Genomic DNA, 26,248 nt, shown 5'->3' with positions numbered 1-26,248 from the left:
CGGCTTCCAATACAAACAGGCGTGTAATTAATCACGTTGTCCAGTGTTGCTAGCGAAGCGTCAGCACAAAGCTTTTAAGCAAATCATGCTCGGACGTCTGCAGAATAAACGTTGCCTATTCATTAGTCGTCCGGCGGCTTCGCGCGCTAAAGAAACGGTACAAACGGATTTGAAAACCTCTGTCGCATCATAATTTAACCAGTTTAAAACCTACCAAAAAAATGCATCAAAACACAACTAAAAATTAATTATACACACTAATTAATTTCCATGATACATTTAATCACTGCAATGATAAATTAAAATTTTAAAAAAGCAAAATTTCATGAATAAAAAATTAATTGTACAAAAAACACTAATTATCCACAAAAACGACATAAAAATGATTAAACAAACGGCTCAACGCCGTATATACGCTGGAGATACTAATGAATATATTGTATTACAGCGGCTGCACACAAGCAACAAAACAAGCTGTAAATGACAAAAAATTTTAACAAAAAATAAAATGTTATTTTAACAATTGCAAAGTCAAGTTAAAACTAATTGGATTTTCCATTAAACAAACAAAGAAAATTAAAGCGTTAATAATAGGGAAAAGACATGCCTTTAGGAACTTTTATTTCTCAAGAAACGTAGAGGGGGGGGGGGGGGAGCTGACTGGGCTTTTAGGCTTTAAAAAACATTACAGGCATGGCAATACGCTGAAAAGTAATGCCATCGTATTGCGTACATCTAATGATCGCAATCAATGGTTTATAGGTGACGTATACCGGTACTATCCCAATGGAAACCTGGAAAGTTTTACGACATACAATGCTTTTTTCCGCTTTCATGCTTGCAAAAAACACAAGATGAAAATTCACATGTCCAAATCTGTTTGATCATTTAAGTTGTAACAGCAAGAGTACCTAAAACACATCAAGGAAACTTGTAATAGTGAGGTAACAGCAAAGTTTTATAGGAATCAAATGTTGCATATGTACGAAAAGGAGGTGTACTTTTACAAGCACACCCCCCTTTTCGAAAAGCATATAGTAAACCGTCGGTTAATTCATGCCATAGCCACGATTCTGAACAATATTTTCATTAGCAAATATCTCTGACTGTGGAATTGGAAGAATATAGTTTCGATCTGATGTGTTTAACTGTAAAGGAATAGCTGCTCCGCTAGCGATATCCTGCGCGGTACGCACTACCGGCAAGTTACGTCTTCTTAGGTCGAAGAAACGATGACCTTCAAAAGCTAATTCCTTGTAGCGCTCTAGGTAAACCGCCTCGATCAACGCGTTAGCATTGGCAAAAGCCTGGCTGGTATAACCATTAATACGCGCAGCGCGTAAGGCATTCAAACGACTTGTTCCCTCCGCCAAATTATTGGTTTCCGCATAGGCCTCGGCCAATATCAAATACATTTCGGAAACGCGGTAAACTTTAATATTATTAAACCGGTTTGTCGCATTCTGACCGGGATACTTGTTTACTTTCCAATTTTCTCTCGTCACGGGCACTGATGTATCATCCATAAAGAATCTTGCATAACGAATGTCATTTGTTTGATCAAAAGTAGCCATCAATTTATACGAAGGCGAGAAAAACACATCAGTATTATCATCTGTCCATAACGTTCTGATAGATCCTGAATTAGAATTTCTTCGCAATTGAAAGAATACTTCCGACGTATTGGCATCTGTCCAAATACCATTGTATGTTTCGCCCGTAGCTAATGTTCCTTTAGAAGCCAAAGCTTGGTTTGCATAGGTGATCGCATTCGCCCAGTCTTTGTTATAAAGAGCAACTCGAGCGCGGATTGCCGCTACAGCAGGCTTTGTAATCCGGAAAATATCCGTAAATGCCGACGGAATCAACTGATCAGCTTCCGACAAATCAGCTTGGATCAGGGTCATCACCTCAGCCCATGTGTTTCTCGCGGGCTTACCTGTTACCGTCGACGCAGTCATGGCCGGAACTCCTAACGACGTAGGCGTGAATTCCTCCGTAAACCAACGCAACAATTCAAAATGTGCGAAAGCACGAATAGCATGTAGTTCTCCCTTTAAACGCGGCAATGCACTTGCCTCTTCCGCAGTTGTCGTTGTAATATTATCATATAAAGCCAACGCTCTATTTACACGGTCGATAACGTTGTACAAATTTCCCCAACCATCGGTGGCCGTAGCTTCTCCAGCATCAAATGCCCATTTATGTGCACCGGCGCTATAGTTACGTGCATTATTATCAATTGCCCACCGAGATTCATCAGCTAGAACAGTGTTGACGTTGATAGTTTGCTGATAGGCGATATTTGAGTATGCTCCAATGACAGCTTTGTCATAATCCTGATAATTTTCCAAAGCCGACTCCGAGGGAATCGTATCGCTTGGCACTAAATCTATGTTCTTTGAACAGGAAGCCAAAAAAACCGCACCTGTCAAAAATAATTTTACAGTGGAATTAAATATTTTTTTCATCGTAATCTCTAATTAAAATCTTACATCAATACCAAATGAATAATTTCTTGGCGCTGGATATCTAAAGTTATAGATATTGATACTGTTTTCTGGATCGAAACCAGTCCATTTTGTCCAAGTTGCTAGGTTTTGTCCCATTGCAAATACACCTACCCCCTTGATATAATTGGTACCTGCAAACCAAGACGTTGGTAGATCGTAACGGATGGTGATGTTTCTTAAACGCAGGAAAGAAGCATCTTCAATATCAAATGAGCTGAATTGACGTTGCGAGCCTAGGCGGGCAATATTTGTCACATCACCTGGCTGTTGCCATGCATCAGCCATCCTCGTCTGTTGGTTATAGGCGCTAAAGTTTGACGTACTGGCCAAAAAGAATGATTCGTTATTAAACAAATGCTGATCTTTGAAGAAAGCAAACAAGGTACTGAAAGACAGTCCTTTATATCGAAGAGAAGTACCAAAACCTCCAGAGGTTGGTGCAACAGACGTGCCCCACTGTGCTACTGACTGGCCCGCATTATCAAAAACATTAGTTGTTGTTCCGTCCATCTCCTTCGTTTCTTCGTTTCGGTTATAGTATAACGGATCTCCTGTTTGAGGATCAACCCCTGCATAGCCTACCGCATAATGCGAACCAATAGGCAGACCTACACGGATGATTGACGTACCTTGTGGGTATTCCTCTTCTTGTCCCAACGAAGTGATTTCATTCTTGTTATAGGCGATATTTGCATTTACTGACCAAACAAAAGTTGACGTAGAAATTACATCTGCTATAAGGTTAACCTCAACTCCCTTGTTTTGCAAATTTCCGGCATTAATCGCCAACGATCCAAATCCAGATGTTCTAGAAAGCTGCTGATCAATAAAGAGATTATTTGTCTTACTGTTGTACACGTCAACCGATCCTTTTAAGCGGTTATTCCAAAATCCAAAATCTAACCCGACGTTAAGTACGGAAGTATATTCCCAATTGTAATCTGGGTTACCTGGTGTGGCAGGCGCGATACCTGCTACGCCAGCATATGAAACATTTCCGTATGTAGGCAAATAACCAAAGTTGCTTTGGTTCTGCCCGGTTGCTGTTTGACCATAGCTTAGCCGAACAATCAGTTGGTCAAGAAAAGAAACATTTGCTAAAAAATCTTCTTTTTTGGCGTTCCAATTTCCCCCAATCGCATAAAAGCTCTGCCAACGGTTAATAATGGGAAGCTTCGACGATCCATCACGACGGTAGGTTCCTTGCACAGTGTATTTGTCTGCATAGCTATAGTTTACGAGCCCAATATAAGAATTTATACCAAACTGAGTTTTTCCACCACCTACAGAGGGAATCATACCATTTGTATTGGTACCTCCAGTGATACCCGCCGGCGTATTCAACAATTTAGGGTTGATACCATAGCCTGTATAGAAAAACTCAGAATCTCGCCTACGAATCGTTTCAAACAGCGCGCTTGCAGCAAGGCTGTGCTCACCAAAGGACTTACGATAATCGAAGCCGCTTGTTCCTATTAAATTCAATCGTCTGAATACATTATTATTATAGGATCCTTGGTTTCCTTGCTGCACTGCTACACCCGCATGCGATCCAGGGTAAATACTCCGCTCCTGCACCGTTTGGCGGTAATCTAAACCCAAATTCGTTTTAAATGATAGGCCATCGTAAATATCGTAAGCAAAATTAGCACCTACCGTTCCTTTTAACTGATCAGTTTTCAACGTTGTATTATCCAAACGATCCAAAGCATTTGATCCTATACGACTATCACCCAAAACACCATATCTTGAAGTGAATGGATTGAATGGACTAAAACCATTGGTCGTGTTGTTAGTCGTGATAATCCGTCCATCGGGACCGTATGGATTCTCCCAAGGAAAGGCTAAATATGCGGCTGCAAATGGATTTGCTAATGCTACAGCTGCTTCGGATTCGATAAAATTAGATTTTGACCAACCAATGTTGCTTTGTACACCTAGCTTAACACGTCCCGATTGGTGATCAGCATTCAAACGCATAGTGTACCGATCCAATCCGGAACGTACCGCAATACCATCTTGCGAGTAGTAGTTAAAACTGGTAAAGAATTTTGTTTCCTCATTACCTCCTGAAGCAGAAACTTCATGAGATTGAAACTTACCATTTTGAAAAAAGAGTTCATCCCAACGTGTATTAATCTGAGAAATCGAATCGCGCACTTGCGCTCTTCTTTCTGGCGCCAAGGATGAGTTTGTATTATCTGGTGACAACGTCCAACCTAAACCCGCTCGCCCTTGTTCCTGCAAAGCTAGAAGTTGACTGGTGTTCATCATTTCAAAGTTACCTGTAGTACGCACATCCACACCACCTTGGTAGCTATAATTCAAGCGAAGACCGCCTGCTTTTCCTCTTTTCGTCGTAATAACTACAACACCATTACCTCCTCGTGAACCGTAAAGCGCCGTTGTGGATGCATCTTTCAAGATACTGATGTTTTCGAAATCATTTGGATTCATTGTGGAAAAGGTTGCCTCATCAATTGGAATTCCATCTACTACGTATAACGGTGCAGTTGATCCCGCGATGGAGTTTACACCGCGAATCCTTACGGCAGCATTGGTGCCCGGTTGTCCTGTTCCTGAAAGCACATTGACACCCGGCGCCAAACCTTGCAGCCTCTGTGTGAAAGACGCCATGGGAATGTCTTCGAGTTTTTCCCCACCGATAGAGGATGTAGCTCCGACACTCTTTTCTTTCGAAAGTTGCGTATAACCCGTAATTACGACTTCTTCCAGCGAAGCTTCATTGGAGACAAGTTGCACATTAACCATGGAACGGTTCCCTACAGAAACGCGTTGTGAGAGATAGCCAATGTAAGAGAAGTTCAATTCTGCGTTAATGGGAACTTGAATGGAATAATTTCCAGTTCCATCCGTTTGTGTCCCTGTGGAACCACCGACCAAGGTGATAGATACTCCACCTATGGGTGATCCATCCGTGGCGGACGTAACCTTCCCACTCACCTGCCGATTCTGTGCGAAAGAAACCCCTACCACACAGGTCAGCACAAAAAGAATACTGAGTAATTTTTGTTTCATTTGATTTTTGTTGTTTAGTTAGTAAATTCCCTCTCGGGATTCGTAATTGCAATGTTAAGGCCTATAGATCGTGGGAACCACGATAGGCGGTATACGGCGAAAATTGGACATAATCATCTAGGGCCATAAAAAATACAGCAAATATCAGAATAGCAAAAAATCGAATAACGTGATGATTACACCGAAAAGATAATTCGCTGATCCGAAAAAGAAAATATGTAATGATCAGTCCGCTTCGACTAATGTAGTAAAGCGCAGATTTGAGTTAGTGAATTTTGTTCCATTGTTGTTCGTTGTTGTTTAGTCAATAAGTCTCCTTGTCTAGGGGAGTACTTTCAAATTCTAGTTAGTAAGTTGCAAATTTTAACAATCGTTAACATTTACGTTTGCTAATATAAATGCAAAAACAACAAATTCAAAATAAAATTTATTAATAAAAATACAAAAAATTTTGAAAAAAAGTATTTTACGTCGTTAAAACGCTAGAAATGCAGAAAAAACATTTTTCCCAAAATCAAAAAAAAATGTGAGGCGTCCGTAGTTGTAATATAAAATCTACACCAACATGAATTTTCTACTATTAAAATGAAAAACATTAAAAAACAAACGAGATTAGATAGCGCGAAGCCGATATTCAACTGCTGAAACAGCATGCAACAAAGAAAAATTCACCTGCAAAACAGAATTCAAGCCAATATTTAAAAGTGTCAAAATAACAACTATTGAATTTTGCATAAACAAGCAGAACCGAATGCCGTTATAAATATTAGTCTCCCTCAAGTAGACTTTTTTTGAAAATTCGAGAAAATCCGCGGCAAAGTTTAGTACTGCAATCTAAATAAGGTCGTAAACAGAAGGAATATGCGATAAGTTTTTGAATAAAGAAATAGCTTGAAAACTTCACACTTTCATCTGAAAATTCTGCCATAATCAATATTATAGCAAAAAAAATGACCTTGATAATTAAATCAAGGTCATATACTTTTTTCCTTTGGGAACGTATTATCGCTGCAGAACCAGCAAGAAATCTCCAAAAGATCCTGCACTTACTGTATACCCTAAACGGACACTTATCCGACCATTACACGGATCCACGAAGTTGTCATTTCCTGCTACAGAGGTAGCATACAACATTCCATATGGCCATCCAGGACCGTAATCTCCCAATTCTTGTCTAGCCACTTGAATCGTGTTATCCGCAGGATCAACCTTTAGCAAAATAGGTTTGAAATCTGCTATTGGATAGGTAATGGACAAAGTACTCTCGTCTACCTTGGTTACCATTGCAGTACTTCCTTCGCCAAAATCTGCCCAGCCATCTGTCACCACCGTAAAGTTGCCTAAGAAATCATCCGCCTCAAATCCACAAATTGCTCCATATCGGACGGTAGGTGAGGCACCGGGCTGCCCTGAAACGCCAGGTCCGTAGGAAGCGCCACCTCCTAACGGAAAAGCCAAATAGGTCTTTCCCGACTTAATGTAATTTGCGCCAATATCAAATTGATCGCCACTTACAATCTGCTCCTCAAAAAGGTCTGTGAGCATCTGTCCCGTGATATCGATCTCTACCGGATAGGCATTCACATTGCCTTTAAGAACCTTCGCATTGGCCGCATCACCATTTTTGACGACGACTATGTCTAAATAGTCAGGTTTCTCAGAGTCCTTAAAGTATAGATCTACGCTTACTTTGGAAGCAAATGCAAGCGGATCAGTATCTAAAATGGCAGGATCACCACCGGCAACTTTAGTTATTTGAGGTTGATTGATATAGACAATCCCGTCTGGCATAGTCGCATTATCACTCTTTGAACACGCTGAAACCACAACCAATGAAATCAGCATTATAAGGTTTAAAATTCTTTTCATTTTTCAATTATGATTTATTAGGGCATCCAAAAAACCTTAGCAGCACTAAGATCCGTCTTCTGTTCCGGGGCGTTTAAATTCAAATTTAATTCTGATTGTACATAAGGCAAAGAATTAGGGAATCTCCTATTTGAAATAACCCGAACAGCAGGCAGATTCTCTCCCCCATTTCCACCGGCTGGTGGGGTAACAGAACCGCCTACAGCAGCAGGATCAAACAACACAGGATATCCTGTTCTTCTATAGTCAGTGTATTGATCTACCCAAGAGCCAACGCTAGAAAGCCATTTTTCTGTCATAATATACTCTAGCTTTTTAGCGGCATTTCCGGCATTAAATCTTGTCATAACAGCGTCAATATATTCTGTTTCAGCATCTGAAGCAGCTATAGCAGGAATTGTTTGTGATGACCCATTTCCAGCGACTACCTGATCAATCATCCTAAAAGACTCTTTCAAAGCATCGCTCAACGCTGTAGCAGCATTTCCAGCCACAATTCCCTCTTGGATTAATTCGGCTTTCAAAAACAAAATATCTGCATAAGTAATCAATCTATAAGGAGCAGCTCCAGTACCGGACGACGCCGAAGCAGTACCGCCCTGTCCATCATCATAACGGCCACCGACCGGGTATATTCCAAACAGGGTAACCTGATTTTGTAAATTTGCCCCTCTGTTGGGACCTTGGCTTCCAAAATATTTCGAGACAAAAGCACCATCCCTGTATTCCACATCCGCTCTAGGAGCTGCAGAAGCTGTTAGCTGGTTATAAAAGTAATAAGGAATTCGAGGATCTTCTATGCCCGTTAAGATATTTGTATTGTACCCCTTCATAATTTCGTACAACCAAGGGCTGACATGCATGGTACGCTGCGTTGCGTAATACTCACCAAAGCCGGGATTTCTATCATCAGTGGCTGCGTTTGGCCCATAAGGAATCTTAAAGGATTCTGCAGTAGTCGCAATCAAATCGCCGGCATTCAGCAATTGATTGACATCGGAAGTCACGTCCGACACTTTCCTTTGCTGTACTAGCAATTTAAATTTCAACGAATTTGCAGCTTTTATCCAATTACCTGCATTACCTCCGTAAATAACGTCGTCCGCACCAGGGACAAGAAGATTAGGAGCATCGGTATTTTCAAGATCAGCAATGGCACTATTAATGAGCTCGATAAGCTGCGGATAAATTTCCGCTCCATTATCATATTTTGGATACCTGATTTCCTCGACAAGCATATTTGCTTCGGTAAAAGGTACATTTCCGAACAAATCCACCAAGACAGAAAATGTATAAGCCTTCAAGACTTTTGCAATTCCTGCATAGCGTAAATCGCCAGATTCCGTACTTTGCTTAATAATTACATTAGCATTCGTAATAACGTTTCGATATGAGTACGTCCAAGCCTGCTCCCAATAAAAATCGTTTCCGGCCGCACCATATTGGTCTGCACTTCCGTAATGGACCATTTGATGTGTATAGGCCGATAGGTTGTTAGAAAAACCAGAACCCATCGCCATAGCATCCCCGACAAATCTTTCTACACGAGGTAGCAAAACAGCAGACGAGAGTCCTGTGGGGTTATTAGGGTCTTCGTTGACATCAAGTTGGTTGGAACAAGACACTGATGAAATGGCTATTCCAATTAATAATATATTTTTTATTTTATTTATCTTTTTCATAATTCCTCTTATTAAAATCTAGCTACCAAATTCAAACCGTACCGTCTTGTTGTCGGTGCAGCAGATAAATCAATTCCTTGGGTAGACGTAGATCCATAGCTATTCACCTCAGGATCAAAATTCGAGTATTTTGGAAAATTAGGCGCAAAATGCCATAAATTTCGTCCAGTCAAACTCACTGTCAAACCTTTAAAAAAGGAGTTACCAAGCGCAGAACGAGGGATATCATACGCAATGGACACTTCACGCAAACGGTAAACCGTTGCATCATAGATGTTCCATTCTGTCGCCGTATTAATCGCAAACGTTTGTCCTAAAGTAGCCTCGGGCGAGAAATACAAGTCGTTAACAGTCAGCTTAGTCTGGTTAGCAATCTTATTTCCGTTTGCATCCAATATTGCTTGTCCGGTAAGCGGATCGCCATAAACTCCTGGAAGAATAGCATTCAACTCTCTGTTTTCCGTATCCATGGTCACACCACGTCCTAACAATGAGCTGTTTGTTACCGAATACATTTTACCACCTTTCGTCCAATCGAATAAAGCTTGGAAAGAGAATCCTTTGTATGTCACAACATTGTTTATACCCAATTTGAAATCAGGATTTGGATCACCTAAATTATATTCTTGGCTTTGATCCTCGATCATTGCGCCGGTGGCTGGATTAATCAGCAGGTTACCTTCGTCGTCACGAAGCGACCTTGTTCCCCGCAAATAACCGAAAGGAAGACCTGGCTCCAAGTAAGCGGATATCGTCCCGCTTAAGATGCCACGTAGCTGTATTCTTTCTGTGCCATCGATCAGTTCTTCCACCGTATTTTTGTTCCTAGTAAAGGCAGCTGACAAAGTCCACTGTACCGGACTAGATGTTGCAAGAGGCTTCAATTGTAACGAAGCTTCGACACCTCTATTTCTGATCTTCCCGAAATTGGTAAAATACTCATCGTATCCAGACGAGACAGGTACAGAAATAGGCGCCAATAAGTCGGTAGATATCCTATTATAATAGCTTAAATCCAGATTTACTCGGCGGTTAAAGAACGCCAATTCCGTTCCAACTTCAAATTCTTGTGTAAACTCTGGAGTTAGATTAGGATTATTCGAACGAATTGACAAGGCACCATTTGGTTGCCCCAAAAAGTTTGTGCTGATTCCATATAAGTTTTGCAGATTGTAAGGATCAGTATCCCGACCGACTCTAGCCCAGGCTCCTCTAATTTTACCATAGCTCAGAATATTGCTTTCTAATTTAAATGCATCTGTGAAAACAAAAGAGGTCGATACGCCTGGATAAAAATAAGATCTTGAAAACTGTGGCAGCGTAGAAGACCAATCATTACGCGCCGTTACGTTTAAGTACAAGTAATCTCTAAATCCAACTTCCGCATCAGCGAATAACCCCATAATACGTCTTTTCAGCATATCATCTGTAATGAAAAGTTGTTGGGCGTTATTTGTGAGCGTGTAAATACCTGGTGAAATAAATCTTTTGCCTTCGTTTGTCATACGATCGGTTACGCGCTGATTATAGTTAAATCCAAGAATTCCTCGGAAAGAAAAGTCTTCAGAAATCTTTGGCGTAAAGGTTGTGCGAAAAGTAGATTCCAACTCACGGTGGTTTCTTTGGTCAGTAACCAAACCTCCCAAACCCTCATATGCACGTGATGATATTTCATAGATTTCTTTACGATCAAGGAAACTTAAGTTTGCACCCAAATTATAATCCAATTTCCACCAATCATTAATTGCATAATCTGCAGCAAAGGATGTCAAAACTCGGTTTTCAAGAGTAGTCGCATAATTGTTAAAGGCGGACCACGTTGGGTGATCAAATTGTCCACCACCTAACCAGTTGAGGTTTCTACCTGTAAGTGTTTCATAAGGCAACGACCCATCCCAATTTCTTCCAAGAAATAGCGATCTTGCGAAAGAAGACGCCGCTCCATCAACTTGGTTTTCTCCAAAATACCCCCCCACTTGGTTCGAGTTCGTAAAGGCAATATTACCTCGAACATTCATTTTATCGGAGACTTTCAAGTTTCCTCCAGCAGATAAATTATAGCGTTTAAACGAAGAATTCGGCACGTAGCCTTTATGATCCATTTGGGACAACGTTACATTAAACCCAGATTTTTCGCCACCGCCCGCAAAATTTACCGAATTTTCCCAAACACGGCCTGTCTCGAACAGATCGCGCACATTGTTCGGATAGGCTCTATATGGCACGTTGGCACCAAACATATCCGGGTAAGCAGCTAAGTAGTCTGGCCAGGTAGGGATGCTGTCGCGACTACCAAACTTTGGCCCCCAAGAACCATTGGAATTTGAATAGTTGAATTGCGATCCCGCACCATAAGAATTCTGATATTTAGGTAAATTTGCTACATTTTCCAATGAAAATGAACTCCTTAACGTTACGGAGGTAGGCCTGTCTAACTTGGCAGCGCCCGACTTAGTCGTGATAATAACTGCACCGTTTGAAGCTCTAGACCCGTACAACGCTGCCGCTGCCGAACCTTTCAAAACATTCATGGACTCAATATCGTTTGGATCTAAGTTCGAGATACCAGAACCGTAAGCACCACCGCCAGAGGTCATGCTACTTGTTGTTGTCATGCTGTTGTCATAAGGTACACCGTCAACGATAATCAAAGGCTGGTTATCTCCGAAAAAAGAAGTGTTACCCCTTACTTGAAATCGCGTTGCAGCCCCAGGAGTTCCTTGAGATGTTCTAATATCCACACCTGCAACTTTTCCTTGCATAGCTTTCAACACATCTGGTTCAGAGTTTTGCAACAAATCGTCAGGGTTGACCCGACTCGTTGCATAGGTCAAACTCTTCGCAGACCTTTCGATCCCCATCGCTGTCACTACAATTTCCTCCAATGATGTTTCATCAGGCTGCAATTGAACATTCAGCACAGACTGCGTTCCTAAAGGCAATCGCTGTGTCGCGTACCCTACATAGGAAAATGATAAAGTTTGGCTACCACTCGGTATACTTAAGGTATAATTCCCGGTCGCATCCGTTTGAGTTGCGGTGGTAGTGCCGACAACAGCAACTGAAACGCCGCTCACTGGCGTACCATCACTAGCAGAAGTTACCTTCCCACTCACTTGCCGATTCTGCGCGTGGGATACACCAATAAGGCAGGTCAGCACAAAAATAAAACTGAGTAATTTTTGTTTCATGTAAAATAGTGTTTAGTTATCAATTATCAATAATTATTGGCTATTACTCACAATAATAGGAAAAAAATATTGATTGTTAAAAACCGTTAAAACATTTGTTAAATTTTGTTAAACGGTCGGCAAATATAAAATCAATAAGTTGTTATTGCAAGTTTTGAATTATAAAACAGGCTATTAAATAAAAAATCCAATAAAACATGGGATAAAGTAAAAATTAATTAAACAACCGATACATCGTTTTTAATTCGTGTAAAACGATTCATTCCGAATATTATTCTCCAGTATTCATAATTCATGAAATAATAAAAGATATCAAATTTGGAATTATCACTTCAGCGGATTGGCTTAAAGCTGGTATGTATTTGTAACATTTTTAGCAATGCAAAACAACTGTTTCTGTAGCATACGTGATCTCAAACCCACAATATATCAATGAGTTAATTTCAAAAATACTGATGAACACGTACTAATCATCTAACGATTAAGTAAAAATACGTTCACTTATTATTTAACTTGACGCTATTTAGGTACTGGTATAGCGCTATAAAATGCAAAGGCATATCGTTCGGACTCCCAATATCTTCCTATCTTTGCAGCATGCGTTTCGATATCATTACGGTGCTGCCTGGGTTACTGGAAAGCCCCTTTGCACATTCTATTTTACAGCGTGCCCAGAAGAAAAACCTTTTAGAGGTGCATGTGCACAACCTGCGCGCCTATGCCACCAACAAACACAAGTCGGTAGACGACTACCCCTATGGCGGCGGATCTGGCATGGTTATGCAGATCGAACCTTTCGCAGCCTGCATCGAACAGTTACAAAGCGAACGCAACTACGATGAAGTAATCTATATGACCCCGGATGGCACTACCCTCAACCAGCAGATCGCAAACGAACTATCCTCGGAAAAAAACATTATTATTCTATGCGGGCATTACAAAGGAATAGACCAGCGTATACGGGATATTTTCGTTACGAAAGAAATTTCGATCGGCGATTACGTACTATCTGGTGGCGAGCTTCCTGCGGCGATCTTGGTGGATGCCATTGCTCGTTTAATTCCGGGTGTGCTATCCGACGAGACATCGGCCCTATCCGACTCTTTTCAGGACGGTTTGTTGGATGCCCCTATCTATACGCGCCCAGCGGACTGGCGCGGGCATAAGGTACCCGATATCTTGCTGAGTGGACACGAAGGGAAAATTGCCGCTTGGCGCGACGAACAACAGTTGGAACGCACCAAACAACGTCGCCCCGATTTGCTGAATGACTAATATTTGCCCGCAATCGTTGGTTTTTTTTTAAAAAAATTTGATAAACAAAAAATAATGATAAATTTGCGGTATACAAATGACAACAAGAAAATTACATACAAACTGGTGGTGGCTCGAAGCAGATAGCGTCGGGACTTAATTTGGTATGTTATAAAATATTCATAATCAACCAAAACCATTGTGAAGATCAGCCCGACGTTTAAATGTCGGGCTTTTTTTTTGATGGCAATTTTCTTGAAACAGGATATAAGATTTATTTTTAAAACGTTTACTTTTGACCGTGAAAATATGCAATACAAACTGATAACAAACCATAAAAAGCTGCTGGCCGATACCACCACGCCGGTCAGTATCTACTTGCGCCTGCGGGATATCTTCCCGAATAGCCTGCTCTTGGAGAGCTCCGAATATCAAAGCCGTGATAACAACATCAGCTATATCTGCTGCGACCCGATCGCAGGCATCACGTTGAACAAAGAGCACCTGCGCATTACTTACCCGAACCGAGAGGCGTCCGTAAAAGATGCTGCAACGGTTGATCTCCGCGAAGAGGTATCCTTTTTCAGGCAGCAATTTTCGCAAAGTGATATCCCCGGCATCAATGTCTTATCTTCTGGATTATTTGGGTATTTTACCTTCGATACCGTCGCACATTTTGAAGATATCAGCCTTACCTGTGCCCCGAGCGAAGCGCGTGACATTCCACACATGCAATATCATGTGTACCGCTATGTCATTGCGATCGATCATTTTAGGAACCAGCTTTACATTTTCGAGAATCTTTTAGAAGAAGAACCTACTCAATTGGACAGGATGGAATACCTCATACAGAACAAAAACTTTCCTGAGTACCAATTTAAGCGTCAGGGAGCAGAGCGTTCCAACATGGCGGATGAAGACTTTAGGCAGCTGGTAGACAAAATGAAGACCCATATACAGCGGGGCGATGTATTCCAGATTGTTCCTTCGCGTGCCTTCTCAACACCTTTTTCTGGCGATGAGTTCAATGTTTACCGCGCGTTGCGGTCTGTCAATCCATCGCCCTACCTTTTCTACTTTGACTACGGCGATTTCAAGCTATTCGGCTCGTCACCGGAAGCCCAGTTGACAATAAAGAAAAAAGAAGCTACGATCTACCCGATTGCTGGCACATTTAAACGAACGGGCGATATGGATGAGGATGAAAAAATTGCGGAGGCCTTGAAAAACGATGCCAAGGAATCAGCCGAACACGTCATGCTGGTCGACTTGGCACGGAACGACTTAAGCCGACACTGCACGCAGGTGGAAGTGAAATCGTACAAGGAGGCTCAGTATTATTCCCATATCATCCATTTGGTATCTAAAGTTTCCGGCAAGCTGCATGCCGATGTCAACCCTTTCGATGTGGTTGGCGATACATATCCCGCAGGAACCCTCTCAGGCGCACCAAAACATATGGCACTTACCCTTATTGATCGCTACGAAGGCCTGCAGCGGTCCTTTTACTCTGGTGCACTGGGCTATATGGGTTTTAACGGAGATTTCAACCATGCCATTATGATACGCTCTTTCTTGAGCAAACGCAATATGCTGCATTACCAAGCAGGCGCAGGCATTGTGCTGGACTCCGATCCGGAAAAGGAATTGCAAGAGGTAAACAACAAAATCGCGGCATTGCGCCGAGCACTTGAAATTGCAGAAACATTATGATCAGGCCATTGATATACTGTGAAACTATCACACAGCTCGAATCGTCCATTTTGACAATCGATTCGCGCATCGAAGAACTGCTAACGCTACGTCAGCAATACTTGGCCGCGCACGAAGCCCTGAGGTCCGCTGAAGACCTTACATCAACAGTAGAAGACCGACCTGCCCCGAGCGAGCGCGCCAAAACATCTGTATCCATTTAGCATAAATTACTGCCATGAGCAACAATAAAATATTGGTAATTGACAATTACGATTCGTTTACATACAATCTAGTACACCTGCTCCAAGAGCTCCAGCAAGACTATGTGGTGTGGCGAAACGATAAGTTCCAGTTGGAAGATGTCGCCACGTTCGACCATATCCTTCTTTCCCCCGGCCCGGGCATACCGGCAGAAGCTGGCCTCCTGCTTGATGTGATACGAACATACGGGCCATCCAAGCATATTCTAGGCATTTGCCTCGGCCAACAAGCCATCGCCGAAGTGTATGGCGGAGATCTTTATAACATGTCTAAACCACTGCACGGTATCGCGACAGGGATTGTGGTTACCGATAAATCGGAAAAACTATTTCAGGATTTCCCCGACGATTCAAAAATAGGACGCTACCACTCCTGGGCTGTCAAGCGCGAAACACTGCCCGCCTGTTTAAAGGTTACTGCCATCGATGAACAAGGGGTGATCATGGCGCTCTCGCATGTACAGCATGATGTCAGAGGCATGCAGTTCCATCCCGAATCTATCTTAACGACAAATGGGAAGAAACTAATTGAAAATTGGTTAACGAAATAAACAAATAACGAAGTTTAGCAGTTGGATAATATGTCGCCATGCTAGCAACGTGTTCATATTGAAGGAAAAAAATGACTATACTGGACAAAATTGTCGCAAGAAAAACAATCGAGGTTGCTGCGGCCAAAGCGAAAGTCTCGCTGGAACAACTGATGCAATATCCGCTTTTTGATCGAACCTGCCATAACTTAAAGGAATCGGTACTCGATCCTGCCAAAACGGGAATTATCGCAGAATTTAAGCGTGCATCACCGTCCAAAGGCCTTATCAACGGAAGCTCGGCGGTGGAAGACGTTGTGCTGGCCTACCAAAATGCAGGTGCGTCTGCCATCTCGGTATTGACGGACGGTGATTTTTTCCAAGGATCACTAGAGGACCTCACTGCCGCCCGAAAGGTACTTTCCATCCCTTTGCTAAGAAAGGAGTTTATTGTGGATCGGTATCAGATAGCGGAGGCCAAGGCCTATGGCGCCGACATCATTTTATTGATTGCGGCATGTCTGTCGCCCGATACCATCCGGGATCTCTCGGTCTATGCAAAATCGCTAGGACTCAACATTCTTTTAGAAGTACATAACGAAGAGGAACTACTTCTCAACATCATTCCGGAGATCGATGCCATCGGAGTTAACAATCGAAATCTGAAAGACTTTTCGGTAGATCTGCAACATTCTTATAATTTGGTTAACAAAATCCCGGACAACTACATCAAGGTATCGGAAAGTGGGATTGCCGACCCAACCACCATCAAATTACTGAAGGCTACGGGGTTCCATAGCTTTCTGATCGGCGAAAATTTCATGAAGACAAAAGATCCTGCGGCAGCAATTATCGACTTCGTGGCGCAATTGGATTAATCGAGGAATGGTTTTACCAAAAAAGGAATCGATATGATTCCTTTTTTGTCAACTTCTTTTTCGAATAGCGCGCTTAGCTCTCTTCTCGGCCACTTCAATCTTGTAATCCAGCCATTTTTGTTTGAAGAGTCTTCGCATTGTATCATCAAAATGCCTGGTTACAAAAAGATTTCTGGCACCTTTTATTTTCTCGCTCAGCGAATTGGCCAACGCTCTGACCGATATCGAGTAACCTTCCGTGTCGTATTGAATATAGTGCCACCAGCCAGCGGGCATATACAAAGTATCTCCAGGATGGATCAATGCTTCATAGCCGTCCAACAACCTGAGAGCCGGGTATCTAGCTGGATCGCTCGTTTTCAGGTTCGCAATGCTATGAAAGTTGTACGGCAATTTATACATGAGATCCGATTGATCGTTTGGGAAAAGCCAAATACGCTTTGTTCCCTGAAACTGCGAAATGAATACATGCGACATATCGATATCAAAGTGATTACGCGTAGCAGATCCTTCTCCGCCAAAAAACATGTAAGGCAACCATTGCAAAACTTTGCCTCCCGTTACATCGTTGTAAACCACATCTTTTTTCAGTTCCGGTCTAATTTTCAGCAAATTGAACAAAAATAAACGCAGCTCTGTGGGTTCTGCACTTATTTTATCCAGATATTCACCGAAACTCATACGACCGATAGGTGGACTTGCTGCATGATTTTGAGATTCTTCTTCGCGCCCATAAATATCGACTTGCTCGTTACCAGCTATTTCCTTGAAATAGTCGTAACTCCATTTCGTCCAACAGGCACTATCCTTACTGATAAAATCCTTGATAATGACAGGCTGGCTTTTGTTCAGGTAATCCTTCACAAATTCAGCTGGAGCAACTCCTGATATACTATCTACTGGTTTTAGTTTCACTCGTTCTTTTTTACTTATCGTCTATGCACAAACTTAAAAAAAAATAATTCTATCGAAAGAACAAAATGCACGCTATTTTTAACCCATCTAAATAAGTGCCATCTACAGCCTTTTCCAAACGCCAGCAATCGCGCACAGCATCTTTTTTAATAGGACCACAAGTCCTGTTCGTAGTCCATCAACGATTTCTTGATGCGTTCCGATTCATAAAGCCGCTCGACGCCCTCGTTCAGGTAGTCTTTAATACGCAGGTCGTCCGGATTGGACTCTTTAACGATATAGCTAGCAAACATGCGCCGAATGAACACATCATCATAACTTAGTCCTGTTGCATCGTTACTGCGGTTGACAACTTCTTTGTTGACCAGTATATGTCTGGCTTCCGGAAAATAAATCCAAAAAGCGGGTGTGGGATCGATTTGCGGTACAAAAGCATTGTTCCCGGCAGATACCGGCATCACCGGAGCTGGGTTGTTTTCTGCTGATTGTTGTGCAGGCGGCACAGAAAATGGATCAAATGGATCGAAATCTGTGGACGGCGCGCCCGGATCCCCGGTCGAAACGACGCCTGCACTACTTTCCAAACCCGGTATCTGCGGCACGATAAGTGGAGCAATGCCTACAATGCGCGGTTCAAAAACAGACCGCTGCTTATCGAAAATCCAATCTTCCTTAATCCGAAATTTAACGATATGATCACCACTGAATGTCCTTGATTCGTAGCGAGAAGAGACGACTTCATTGTTTTCGTTAAATTCCTCCACCAGCACACTGTCTCCACCAAACCGTGCCATCACCTGATCGATGGGCAAGACATTTTTAAAACTATCGCCGTTGGGGTCATTTTCGGAAGGTGTCGGGTCGTATGCCGTTAGCTCGCCCTTCATCACCGCATCAATTATAATATCGATCAATCTCGATTTCGGTGAGGCAAACGCCTTGTTCATCTTCTCCCGCAGATCGATCTCGCGCCATACCCGCTTTGAATACGCTATGTCGGTTTGCCGAATATTCGCATAAGGCACGACTTTTCGGTTCTCCAAGTCTGTTTTGGCCACATAACCATCTATCGGCTCTTCGATATGGATCGGCTTTGTGCTATTGGATAAATTTTCCTGCTGTCCAAAAGCAACAAAAAAATATCCTAGAGCCAACAATGAACATACTATTTTTTTCATCTCACCAAAATTTTTCAATCTAATTCGTCACTTGAAACGTTATCGGGTCTAAGTTTTGAGCCACACCATCAGGCCCCACACCTACTATATCGTAGATCATCACGACCGATCCGGCCGTCACGCTGCCTAGACCAGTTTTCATTTGAGCGGAAAACGAGGAGCCTCCAGCTTGGTAAGGGCCGATAGGATCTACCCTAGGCTTGGCAATGTACATATTGAATTTCGATATTTTAAACGTCGCATCAAATTCAAAATTGTCCAAGGATGCCGATACCACATTTTGTCCACGTAATTGCGCGGCCGAAATACGCCCTCCTGTTTTCCCCGCCACACGCGCTGTGGGCTTTGGAATACGCTTCACCCTAAATTTCGAACTTCCTATCTGTTGTGCTTTACCATCTACCCGTGCCGAAACATTAACCGTCGCTTCACCAGCACTGCTAACCCGCGCGATATAGCGGCCCCCCGCTTTACTGATCGATACCCCTGTACCCGACACGTCCAAGTTCTCGTTGGCAATTCCCGGAGCAGAAACCGATATCGGGTTGTCTACGCCGATGTATAGTACGTTCATCGCGTCGGGCGAAACAACCGCTGAAGGTTTAGCGACTTGGTAGGTCATGGGTTCGGTTTGGTAAGTCTTCACGCTACCATCTGTTTGCTGCACACGTATCGTCCCTTGCCAAGTAAAGATGCCCGGAGAGCTGGTATTCACTTGGTAGAGGCCTTGCCCATCGCTAACAGGAAGACTGCTTCCCCCAACAGATATCTGCGGACTTGCTTTGGAATCGTAAGCAGTTAAAAAGACTTTTGCTGTGTAGGGCTGTCCTTGAATCAAGTAGGACGTAGGTGCCACTGCCACAGCCGCAAACTTATCCAAATTAACGACCGCCTGATCCATCTTTCCGAAAATATGCTTTACCACGGCTGATTCCGCATTTTTCGCATCGGCATGGATCTTCTCCAACGCGGTTATGGCCGCGGTAAGGGGAATTCCATCACCGAAGTTGGCTTCCTCCCAAGATTTTGTTATCCCGCCACGTGCAGCCGGATCTGCGGCATCCAGCGACAGATTGATCTCATTGTTCGTAAGCTTCAGTAAAGCGACTTTCGTTTCCGTAATAAGGTCGCGCAGCTCCTTACCGCGACCCTCGTTGATCATCAACCGTGCCGATATGTCCGTAGACCCCCTGTATTTAACATCGCCGGTTTCGTCGTCCATACCTCCTCCTTCACTGGTCAATAAACTATTATATTCTTTTACCTGATTGGTCAGTTTCTGAACTAAGGCTTGCGCTTCTTCAGCACGACGGAGGATTGGCTCTGCCCGTTCGGGATTTTCTTTCATCTTTGTTTCCCGAAATGCCAAAAACATGTTGTCAATGCCAGCCTGTGTGTTCTGCGTCGATGTACCCAAACTATTGCCCAGGTTTTTAAAGGCATCCAAAATAGAATCACTTACATTCAATGCCACCAAGCCTAATAGCACGAGATATAAGATACCGATCATCCGTTGCCTAGGCGTTTCTTTCTTACCTGCCATAATATATCTTGATCAATAAATAAGAACAATTAACGAACATTAGGAACGGTTGGTGTTCATCGCAGACAGCATATTACCATAGATCGCATTGAGCGAACTCAAATTCTTATTGAATGTGCTGACTTGTTCTTTAAACTGCTGCATGTCGGCAGATGAGTCGTTGAACGTTTGCAAATCGGCTGCCGCACGCTCAAAAGCGTGGCTTAATTGCGCGGCGCCCGTAGATGCTGCATTGAGCTTGTCCGCAAATTGATTGGTGGCTGCCGCTGTATCTGCTACCTTTCCAATAGCTGCAACCTTATCGCCAAATGTACGCAGGCCATCGCCCAAATTACCGATTAAATGTTCATCGATCTTCGCATCCTGTAGCAGCTTATCCAAAGCCGCCGTATTGCCCACGGCAACTGGCTGTGCCAGGGCGGGCGACGAGGCCGAGCGGATCGGCAAGTCGCCCCGAAAATCTTCATCCAACTCGGGGTAAACCCTCGTCCAGTCTGGTTCTGGTTCAGACTGCACAAAACCTAATACAAAAAATAGCAACGCCTCAACAGCCAGGCCGATACCAATCATCCACTCCCCTCCTTTGAAATGAAGAATCTTAAACATTAATCCAATAATTACAACCGTTGCTCCCCAATTGATCAACGTATTGATGCCGAATTTAAATTTTCGTTTCTTTGCCATATTTAAGTTTTTAAAATTGTAGTAGAATCTTATCTCATCGATTTGCCACGCCCACATATCGGGTCACAGACCGAAAACCGATATAGGATTTCGCCGTATCTTGGTATTCATACTGCCGGGCTCCGTTCTGCAGGAAAAAACCAACATCTTTCCACGATCCGCCACGGATAACTTTTCGCTTGAGTGCTTCATGGTCGGAGGCCTTAGCATGATAGGTATAGGTGGGGTTCATATCGTGGACAAAAGAGTTGGCCGACTCACTGTAACTCGATTGCGTCCATTCTGCGACATTGCCAGCCATGTTATATAGCCCAAAATCATTTGGCCAATAGGAGTAGACCGGTGCGGTGTAGGCAGCACCGTCATCCATGTAATTTCCGCGTCCAGGTTTAAAGTTAGCCATCAGACATCCTTTTGCGTTACGTGCCGTAGGACCGCCCCAAGGAAATTGCATACCGACTTTGCCACCCCGGGCGGCATACTCCCATTCTGCTTCCGATGGCAATTGGTAGGGCAATCGTTGCATCTGTTTGTTCCCTGACGCTGCGTCATTGAACAAACGTGTCCGCCAGGTATTGAATGCCTGTGCCTGACGCCAAGTAACGCCCACGACAGGATAATCGTCAAAAGAGGTATGCGAAAAGTAACCTTCCACCATAGGATCGTTCTGCGCGTAGCTAAAGTCATTCAACCAAACGGTGGTATCAGGGTAAATAAGCATGGTGTCACGCATAATGAATTCAGACCGCGACCTGCTCCGATCGTTACGTGCTGCCGTAGCAGATCGCAGGTCGTACCACTCAAAATGATATTTTAACAAACGTACATCCAGCTCATTTTTCCCGAAGATTCGATCTTCACCTTGATAATACATACTGGATAAGCGATCTCGCACCGAGGGATCGTTGGTGCGCCAGGGAGAATTGCTATTTACCTTTTTCCAATCGATGTATTGTTCATTATTAGGGCCACTGATAAAATAGCTTTGATCGCCAAGAAAATTCGTAATCAAGATAGAATCACGCACCCAGTTTACAAATTGTCTATATTCGCTGTTGGAAATCTCCGTATCGTCCATGTAGAACGATGCGATGGTAACCTGTCGGTTTTGAGCCGTTTGTGAATAGGTGATATCTTCATCGGATTGGCCCATAATGAAGGTACCTCCCGGAATGAGAACCATGCCATAGGGTGTTTTATTTGCTTTTAATTTATGAAGTCTTACACCGATCAATTCCCCGGAATTTGTCGGCCCCTTGCAACCGAAAAGCAATGTAAGACAAAGAATTAACACTACCAATAGCTGGTATCGATGCAATCTCATAAGCGTGTGATGTCAGTTTTTTAGTCTAAAAATCTCTTAAAGATATAAATAAACAATCAATAAGTACAATTCCTTTTTTAGAATTTAAAGAAAGCCAAAGGCCTCCCCATCTGCTTATCGCGACAGAGAAACGTAAATAGAACTGAAAAGGTGGTGATAGGAGCGAAAAATGGAAAAGATAAAATGCAGGCTCTATGGCAGAAAAAAAGCAAGATCGGTGGCATGACATACCGCTCTTGCTTTCTTTCAATCGCTTTCTTCGACTATTTGTTAACCTGTTTGATATACTGTTCAACAGCCATCGTCATGCTAGGTGCTTCTGGTGTTGGAGCCGGGATATCGAGGATCAAGTCATGCTTGAGTAGCTCTTGTTGCGTGCTGGCACCGAAAGCCGCGATGCGGGTATTGTTTTGTGTAAATTCCGGAAAGTTCTCGTAAAGAGACTGTACGCTAGACGGGCTAAAAAACACGATTATATCGTAAAAAACGTCCTCCAAATCCTTGATATCACTGATTACCGTCCGAAATAATACAGCAGGCGTAAAATTGTATCCATTGTCTTGCAGCCATTTCTGGGTTTCTTCATTGGCCACATCTGAGCAAGGAAATAAAAATGCTTCTTTGCTGTGTTTCTTTAATACCTCTTCCAAATCTTTTGCCGTTTGTTTGCCAAAGAAGATCTTCCGCTTACGGTATTGAATATATTTCTGAAGATAGAGGGCGATGGTTTCCGAAATGCAGAAATATTTCAGTTCAGAAGATACTTCATGACGCATCTCTTCACAAACGCGAAAGAAGTGATCCACAGCATTTTTACTAGTAAAAATAACCGCAGTAAAATCGGCAAAGTTTACCTTCTCCTTCCGCACTTCTTTAGCCGGAACACCTTCCACATGAATAAACCCCCTAAAATCAAGCCTCAAATTGTATTTTTCCGCGAGATTAAAATAAGGAGACTTGTCATTTTCAGGTTTTGGCAACGTAACTAAAATGCTCTTTACCTTCTTAGCTCTTGCTAAATCTACTTGCATATTCAATTTTTTTAATTGCTCAAGGTTTTCACCAATATTAAAATCGGCGCTACTTCGAGTGCGCAAAGATACAGAATTAAATAAAAAACCGAAAACTTAAGATTTCCGAAGAGGCGAAACGCCGTTCGCAAAAACCTATATATAAACAAGATAGAAACGACTACACTAAATAAAATTAACACAAATTTAAAATAGTTCGCTGGAACCAGCGTGACAGCCAGCAGAATAGGCATCAAAAACAGCATACTGTTGAAATACACGAGGTATAACACCGTTACGTACTCCCGAACGATACGACCAATGCTGAAGACAAAAGATAAGAAGCGGATCAAGATAATCTTTAAAATGAACAGTATAGCCACCACGGCGGTGGTGCGCAGGTAGTTGTTCCAGTTTAATGCTTCGGTGTGTAAAAAGGATGAATCCAGCAGCAGGATAAAAAGTCCTAAAGCGAGGCTAAAAATCAAGTACAGTAGAATGTAAGGCCAAGAGGTCAGCATGTTATCCTCCTTGCTAATCTGCTGCAAGGTACGTTCATTATAGTAGGCCTGCACAATCATGGCGAAATCTCCCGGGAACAGCAAGCGCACTATGCCTACCGCCAGCAACAATCCAAACACGCTCCATAAAACCCACGCCGGACGCGCTAACTTCTGGGTGCCTGCTACACGCTCACCTGCCCCCTCACCTTTTCCGAAATCCAAGGCCGCCGTCAACTGCGTACTCCGTTTCACGACATTTTCCATCAATTGCTGCAAGAGCTGGTGTGGCCGATTCTTTGCTGGATAGACATAGTTGAAGGCATCCGCCGGTGCATCGTGCTGTGCCATGCTATCAGTCAATGTGACCATGGGCAACGAATCCACTTGAGCAACACCAAGCAGCGTGAACATACTAAATAGCATACTGAATACAAGTGGCTTTACCCAATACATGCAAAAATTTCCTTAATTTGCCGTAAAGTTAGGATAATATTATCAAGCAAAAAAAGAAAAACATGAAGCAAACCGAGCCAACACGCTGTCCTTGGTGCGGAACCGATGAACTCTACGTGAAATATCACGACGAGGAGTGGGGAAAGCAAGTTACCGACGACCACGTATTGTTTGAATTCCTTGTACTGGAGTCTGCACAGGCCGGACTCAGCTGGATTACCATATTGAGGCGTCGCGAAGGCTACAGGAATGCCTTCAGCAATTTCGATTACCATGCCGTCTCGCAATATGGACCAGAAAAAATCGAAGAATTGGTCCAAGATAGTAGCATAATCCGACACCGTGGCAAAATAGAGGCTACCGTAAAAAACGCGCAGATTTTTATGGCCATACAACAAGAATTCGGGTCTTTCTACAGCTACCTTTACGGATTTATGCCGGGCAATAAGGCTGTTGTCAACGCGCTGAAAGACATGAAATCGGCCGCTACGCACACCGAGATATCGGATGCCATCGCCAAGGATTTGAAAAAACGTGGCATTAAATTTTTCGGCACGACGATTTGCTATGCCTTTATGCAGGCGGTGGGCATGGTAGACGACCACTTGGACACTTGCGATTTCAAGCACCGCAACTAGCTTTTATTTCAATTTTATTTTTTTCGTACCTTTGTAGAAATTTGAAGTGATGGCCGTTAAGATAGGAGAACATATTAACCTTGGTGAATTCCCGCTGTTGTTAGCGCCTATGGAAGACGTCAGTGATCCGCCATTTCGTTACGTTTGTAAGCAGAATGGCGTGGACATGATGTACACCGAATTTATCTCTTCGGAAGGATTGATCCGCGATGCAGCCAAATCTCGCCAAAAACTAGACATTTTCGAATACGAGCGGCCCATCGGCATCCAAATTTTTGGTTCCGATATCGAGCATATGCGCCAGTCTGCTGAAATATGCACCTTAGCCAATCCAGATTTAATCGATATCAATTACGGCTGCCCAGTAAAAAATGTAGTATGTAAAGGAGCTGGTTCATCTCTTTTACAGGATGTGGACAAAATGGTAGCCATGACCAAAGCCGTTGTGGAAGCCACACATCTGCCCGTAACGGTAAAAACACGACTGGGCTGGGATGACAACACCAAAAACATCTATGAGGTGGCTGAACGCCTTCAAGATATCGGTATCAAAGCGTTGGCCATTCACGGACGCACGCGCGCGCAAATGTACAAGGGACAGGCCGATTGGCGCATGATAAGAGATGTCAAACAAAACCCTCGGGTTAAAATTCCCGTGTTCGGAAATGGCGATGTAGACTCGGTGGAAAAAGCCGCCGCTTGGCGTCAAGAGTTTGAAGTAGATGGCATCATGATTGGCCGAGCATCGATTGGATATCCTTGGATATTCCGAGAGATCAAACATTTCTTCCAAACAGGAGAACGCTTAGAGGGACCAACCATCGCCGAACGGGTGGAAGTTTGCAAAACGCACCTCACAAAGTCCATTGAATGGAAGGGAGAGAAGACCGGTATATTCGAAATGCGCCGGCACTATGCCAATTACTTCAAAGGCATTCCAAACTTCAAAGAGTATCGTATGCAACTCGTGGGTCTGCAACATCACCACGAAATACAGGAAGTATTGGAAGAAATTAACGATAAATTTGCGGAAGAGGTCGTTTCCTAAGAAACGGCCTTATTTTTTTCGCAACAGCTGTATCGCCTCCG

Annotated in this window: 19 protein-coding genes; 7 read left to right on the top strand and 12 right to left on the bottom strand. The window is 43.1% G+C overall.

Annotated features, from left to right (window positions below; genetic code table 11):
• Window positions 1–1,049: 1,049 nt before the first annotated feature.
• From IE165_RS10715 to IE165_RS10695, 5 genes are all read right to left on the bottom strand, one after another.
• Complete coding sequence (locus IE165_RS10715) at window positions 1,050–2,471, bottom strand: RagB/SusD family nutrient uptake outer membrane protein (protein ID WP_189626618.1); 1,422 nt, start codon at window positions 2,469–2,471, stop codon at window positions 1,050–1,052.
• Between the two features lie 12 nt (window positions 2,472–2,483).
• Window positions 2,484–5,552, bottom strand: coding sequence for a SusC/RagA family TonB-linked outer membrane protein (locus IE165_RS10710; RefSeq protein ID WP_189626617.1), 3,069 nt, complete (start codon window positions 5,550–5,552; stop codon window positions 2,484–2,486).
• A gap of 1,002 nt (window positions 5,553–6,554) precedes the next feature.
• The gene (locus IE165_RS10705; protein WP_189626616.1) at window positions 6,555–7,421 is read right to left on the bottom strand and encodes a hypothetical protein; all 867 of its coding nucleotides are present in this window, start codon (window positions 7,419–7,421) and stop codon (window positions 6,555–6,557) included.
• A 17-nt stretch (window positions 7,422–7,438) separates the two neighbouring features.
• Window positions 7,439–9,103, bottom strand: a complete 1,665-nt coding sequence (locus tag IE165_RS10700) for a SusD/RagB family nutrient-binding outer membrane lipoprotein (RefSeq protein ID WP_189626615.1) — start codon at window positions 9,101–9,103, stop codon at window positions 7,439–7,441.
• An 11-nt stretch (window positions 9,104–9,114) separates the two neighbouring features.
• Window positions 9,115–12,294 (bottom strand): SusC/RagA family TonB-linked outer membrane protein, encoded by a 3,180-nt coding sequence (locus tag IE165_RS10695; RefSeq protein WP_189626614.1) that lies wholly within the window; start codon window positions 12,292–12,294, stop codon window positions 9,115–9,117.
• Between the two features lie 597 nt (window positions 12,295–12,891).
• On the opposite strand from IE165_RS10695, the gene trmD reads away from it, so the two are divergent.
• The 5 genes from trmD to trpC all read left to right on the top strand — a co-directional run bounded on the left by trmD (window position 12,892) and on the right by trpC (window position 16,911).
• On the top strand, window positions 12,892–13,569 hold the full coding sequence (trmD, locus tag IE165_RS10690) for a tRNA (guanosine(37)-N1)-methyltransferase TrmD (RefSeq protein ID WP_189626613.1): 678 nt from the start codon (window positions 12,892–12,894) through the stop codon (window positions 13,567–13,569).
• Between the two features lie 288 nt (window positions 13,570–13,857).
• Complete coding sequence (locus tag IE165_RS10685) at window positions 13,858–15,261, top strand: anthranilate synthase component I family protein (RefSeq protein ID WP_189626612.1); 1,404 nt, start codon at window positions 13,858–13,860, stop codon at window positions 15,259–15,261.
• A complete protein-coding gene (locus tag IE165_RS10680; protein ID WP_189626611.1) occupies window positions 15,258–15,464 on the top strand; it encodes a hypothetical protein in 207 nt (68 codons plus the stop codon). The genes IE165_RS10685 and IE165_RS10680 overlap by 4 nt, the downstream gene beginning before the upstream one ends.
• A 14-nt stretch (window positions 15,465–15,478) precedes the next feature.
• A complete protein-coding gene (locus IE165_RS10675) occupies window positions 15,479–16,054 on the top strand; it encodes an anthranilate synthase component II (RefSeq protein WP_189626610.1) in 576 nt (191 codons plus the stop codon).
• Between the two features lie 71 nt (window positions 16,055–16,125).
• Window positions 16,126–16,911: an indole-3-glycerol phosphate synthase TrpC gene (gene trpC / locus IE165_RS10670; RefSeq protein WP_189626609.1), complete on the top strand. Its 786-nt coding sequence runs from the start codon at window positions 16,126–16,128 to the stop codon at window positions 16,909–16,911.
• Between the two features lie 48 nt (window positions 16,912–16,959).
• Here trpC and IE165_RS10665 read toward each other — a convergent pair whose 3' ends face one another.
• The 7 genes from IE165_RS10665 to IE165_RS10635 all read right to left on the bottom strand — a co-directional run bounded on the left by IE165_RS10665 (window position 16,960) and on the right by IE165_RS10635 (window position 24,521).
• Window positions 16,960–17,826, bottom strand: coding sequence for a cupin-like domain-containing protein (locus IE165_RS10665; protein ID WP_189626608.1), 867 nt, complete (start codon window positions 17,824–17,826; stop codon window positions 16,960–16,962).
• Window positions 17,827–17,972: 146 nt separating this feature from the next.
• Complete coding sequence (locus IE165_RS10660) at window positions 17,973–19,004, bottom strand: gliding motility protein GldN (RefSeq protein WP_189626607.1); 1,032 nt, start codon at window positions 19,002–19,004, stop codon at window positions 17,973–17,975.
• Window positions 19,005–19,023: 19 nt separating this feature from the next.
• A complete protein-coding gene (gene porM, locus IE165_RS10655) occupies window positions 19,024–20,547 on the bottom strand; it encodes a type IX secretion system motor protein PorM/GldM (protein WP_189626606.1) in 1,524 nt (507 codons plus the stop codon).
• A 39-nt stretch (window positions 20,548–20,586) separates the two neighbouring features.
• The gene (porL, locus tag IE165_RS10650) at window positions 20,587–21,231 is read right to left on the bottom strand and encodes a type IX secretion system motor protein PorL/GldL (protein WP_189626605.1); all 645 of its coding nucleotides are present in this window, start codon (window positions 21,229–21,231) and stop codon (window positions 20,587–20,589) included.
• A 34-nt stretch (window positions 21,232–21,265) separates the two neighbouring features.
• Window positions 21,266–22,555 (bottom strand): T9SS ring complex lipoprotein PorK/GldK, encoded by a 1,290-nt coding sequence (porK, locus tag IE165_RS10645; RefSeq protein WP_189626604.1) that lies wholly within the window; start codon window positions 22,553–22,555, stop codon window positions 21,266–21,268.
• A gap of 263 nt (window positions 22,556–22,818) precedes the next feature.
• Entirely contained in the window at window positions 22,819–23,586 is a 768-nt protein-coding gene (locus tag IE165_RS10640; RefSeq protein ID WP_189626603.1) for a uroporphyrinogen-III synthase, read from the bottom strand.
• A gap of 11 nt (window positions 23,587–23,597) precedes the next feature.
• Window positions 23,598–24,521 (bottom strand): DUF4271 domain-containing protein, encoded by a 924-nt coding sequence (locus IE165_RS10635; protein WP_189626602.1) that lies wholly within the window; start codon window positions 24,519–24,521, stop codon window positions 23,598–23,600.
• 62 nt (window positions 24,522–24,583) lie between these two features.
• Here IE165_RS10635 and IE165_RS10630 point away from each other — a divergent pair, with 62 nt between their 5' ends.
• On the top strand, window positions 24,584–25,159 hold the full coding sequence (locus IE165_RS10630) for a DNA-3-methyladenine glycosylase I (RefSeq protein ID WP_189626601.1): 576 nt from the start codon (window positions 24,584–24,586) through the stop codon (window positions 25,157–25,159).
• A gap of 49 nt (window positions 25,160–25,208) precedes the next feature.
• Window positions 25,209–26,207: a tRNA dihydrouridine synthase DusB gene (gene dusB, locus IE165_RS10625; RefSeq protein WP_189626600.1), complete on the top strand. Its 999-nt coding sequence runs from the start codon at window positions 25,209–25,211 to the stop codon at window positions 26,205–26,207.
• The last annotated feature ends 41 nt before the right edge of the window (window positions 26,208–26,248 follow it).

The organism is Sphingobacterium griseoflavum (assembly GCF_014653155.1).
Classification (GTDB): domain Bacteria; phylum Bacteroidota; class Bacteroidia; order Sphingobacteriales; family Sphingobacteriaceae; genus Sphingobacterium; species Sphingobacterium griseoflavum.
The sequence above is the reverse complement of the archived record's forward strand: the minus strand, read 5'-3'. Positions and strand labels throughout refer to the sequence as shown.

Coding starts and splice junctions, on each gene's coding strand:
- trmD (WP_189626613.1), top strand. CDS start 12,892: ATGCGTTTCGATATCATTACGGTGCTGCCTGGGTTACTGGAAAGCCCC.
- porM (WP_189626606.1), bottom strand. CDS start 20,547: ATGGCAGGTAAGAAAGAAACGCCTAGGCAACGGATGATCGGTATCTTA.
- IE165_RS10695 (WP_189626614.1), bottom strand. CDS start 12,294: ATGAAACAAAAATTACTCAGTTTTATTTTTGTGCTGACCTGCCTTATT.
- IE165_RS10675 (WP_189626610.1), top strand. CDS start 15,479: ATGAGCAACAATAAAATATTGGTAATTGACAATTACGATTCGTTTACA.
- IE165_RS10640 (WP_189626603.1), bottom strand. CDS start 23,586: ATGCAAGTAGATTTAGCAAGAGCTAAGAAGGTAAAGAGCATTTTAGTT.
- IE165_RS10710 (WP_189626617.1), bottom strand. CDS start 5,552: ATGAAACAAAAATTACTCAGTATTCTTTTTGTGCTGACCTGTGTGGTA.
- IE165_RS10700 (WP_189626615.1), bottom strand. CDS start 9,103: ATGAAAAAGATAAATAAAATAAAAAATATATTATTAATTGGAATAGCC.
- porL (WP_189626605.1), bottom strand. CDS start 21,231: ATGGCAAAGAAACGAAAATTTAAATTCGGCATCAATACGTTGATCAAT.
- porK (WP_189626604.1), bottom strand. CDS start 22,555: ATGAGATTGCATCGATACCAGCTATTGGTAGTGTTAATTCTTTGTCTT.
- IE165_RS10660 (WP_189626607.1), bottom strand. CDS start 19,004: ATGAAAAAAATAGTATGTTCATTGTTGGCTCTAGGATATTTTTTTGTT.
- IE165_RS10680 (WP_189626611.1), top strand. CDS start 15,258: ATGATCAGGCCATTGATATACTGTGAAACTATCACACAGCTCGAATCG.
- trpC (WP_189626609.1), top strand. CDS start 16,126: ATGACTATACTGGACAAAATTGTCGCAAGAAAAACAATCGAGGTTGCT.
- dusB (WP_189626600.1), top strand. CDS start 25,209: ATGGCCGTTAAGATAGGAGAACATATTAACCTTGGTGAATTCCCGCTG.
- IE165_RS10635 (WP_189626602.1), bottom strand. CDS start 24,521: ATGTATTGGGTAAAGCCACTTGTATTCAGTATGCTATTTAGTATGTTC.
- IE165_RS10630 (WP_189626601.1), top strand. CDS start 24,584: ATGAAGCAAACCGAGCCAACACGCTGTCCTTGGTGCGGAACCGATGAA.
- IE165_RS10715 (WP_189626618.1), bottom strand. CDS start 2,471: ATGAAAAAAATATTTAATTCCACTGTAAAATTATTTTTGACAGGTGCG.
- IE165_RS10705 (WP_189626616.1), bottom strand. CDS start 7,421: ATGAAAAGAATTTTAAACCTTATAATGCTGATTTCATTGGTTGTGGTT.
- IE165_RS10685 (WP_189626612.1), top strand. CDS start 13,858: ATGCAATACAAACTGATAACAAACCATAAAAAGCTGCTGGCCGATACC.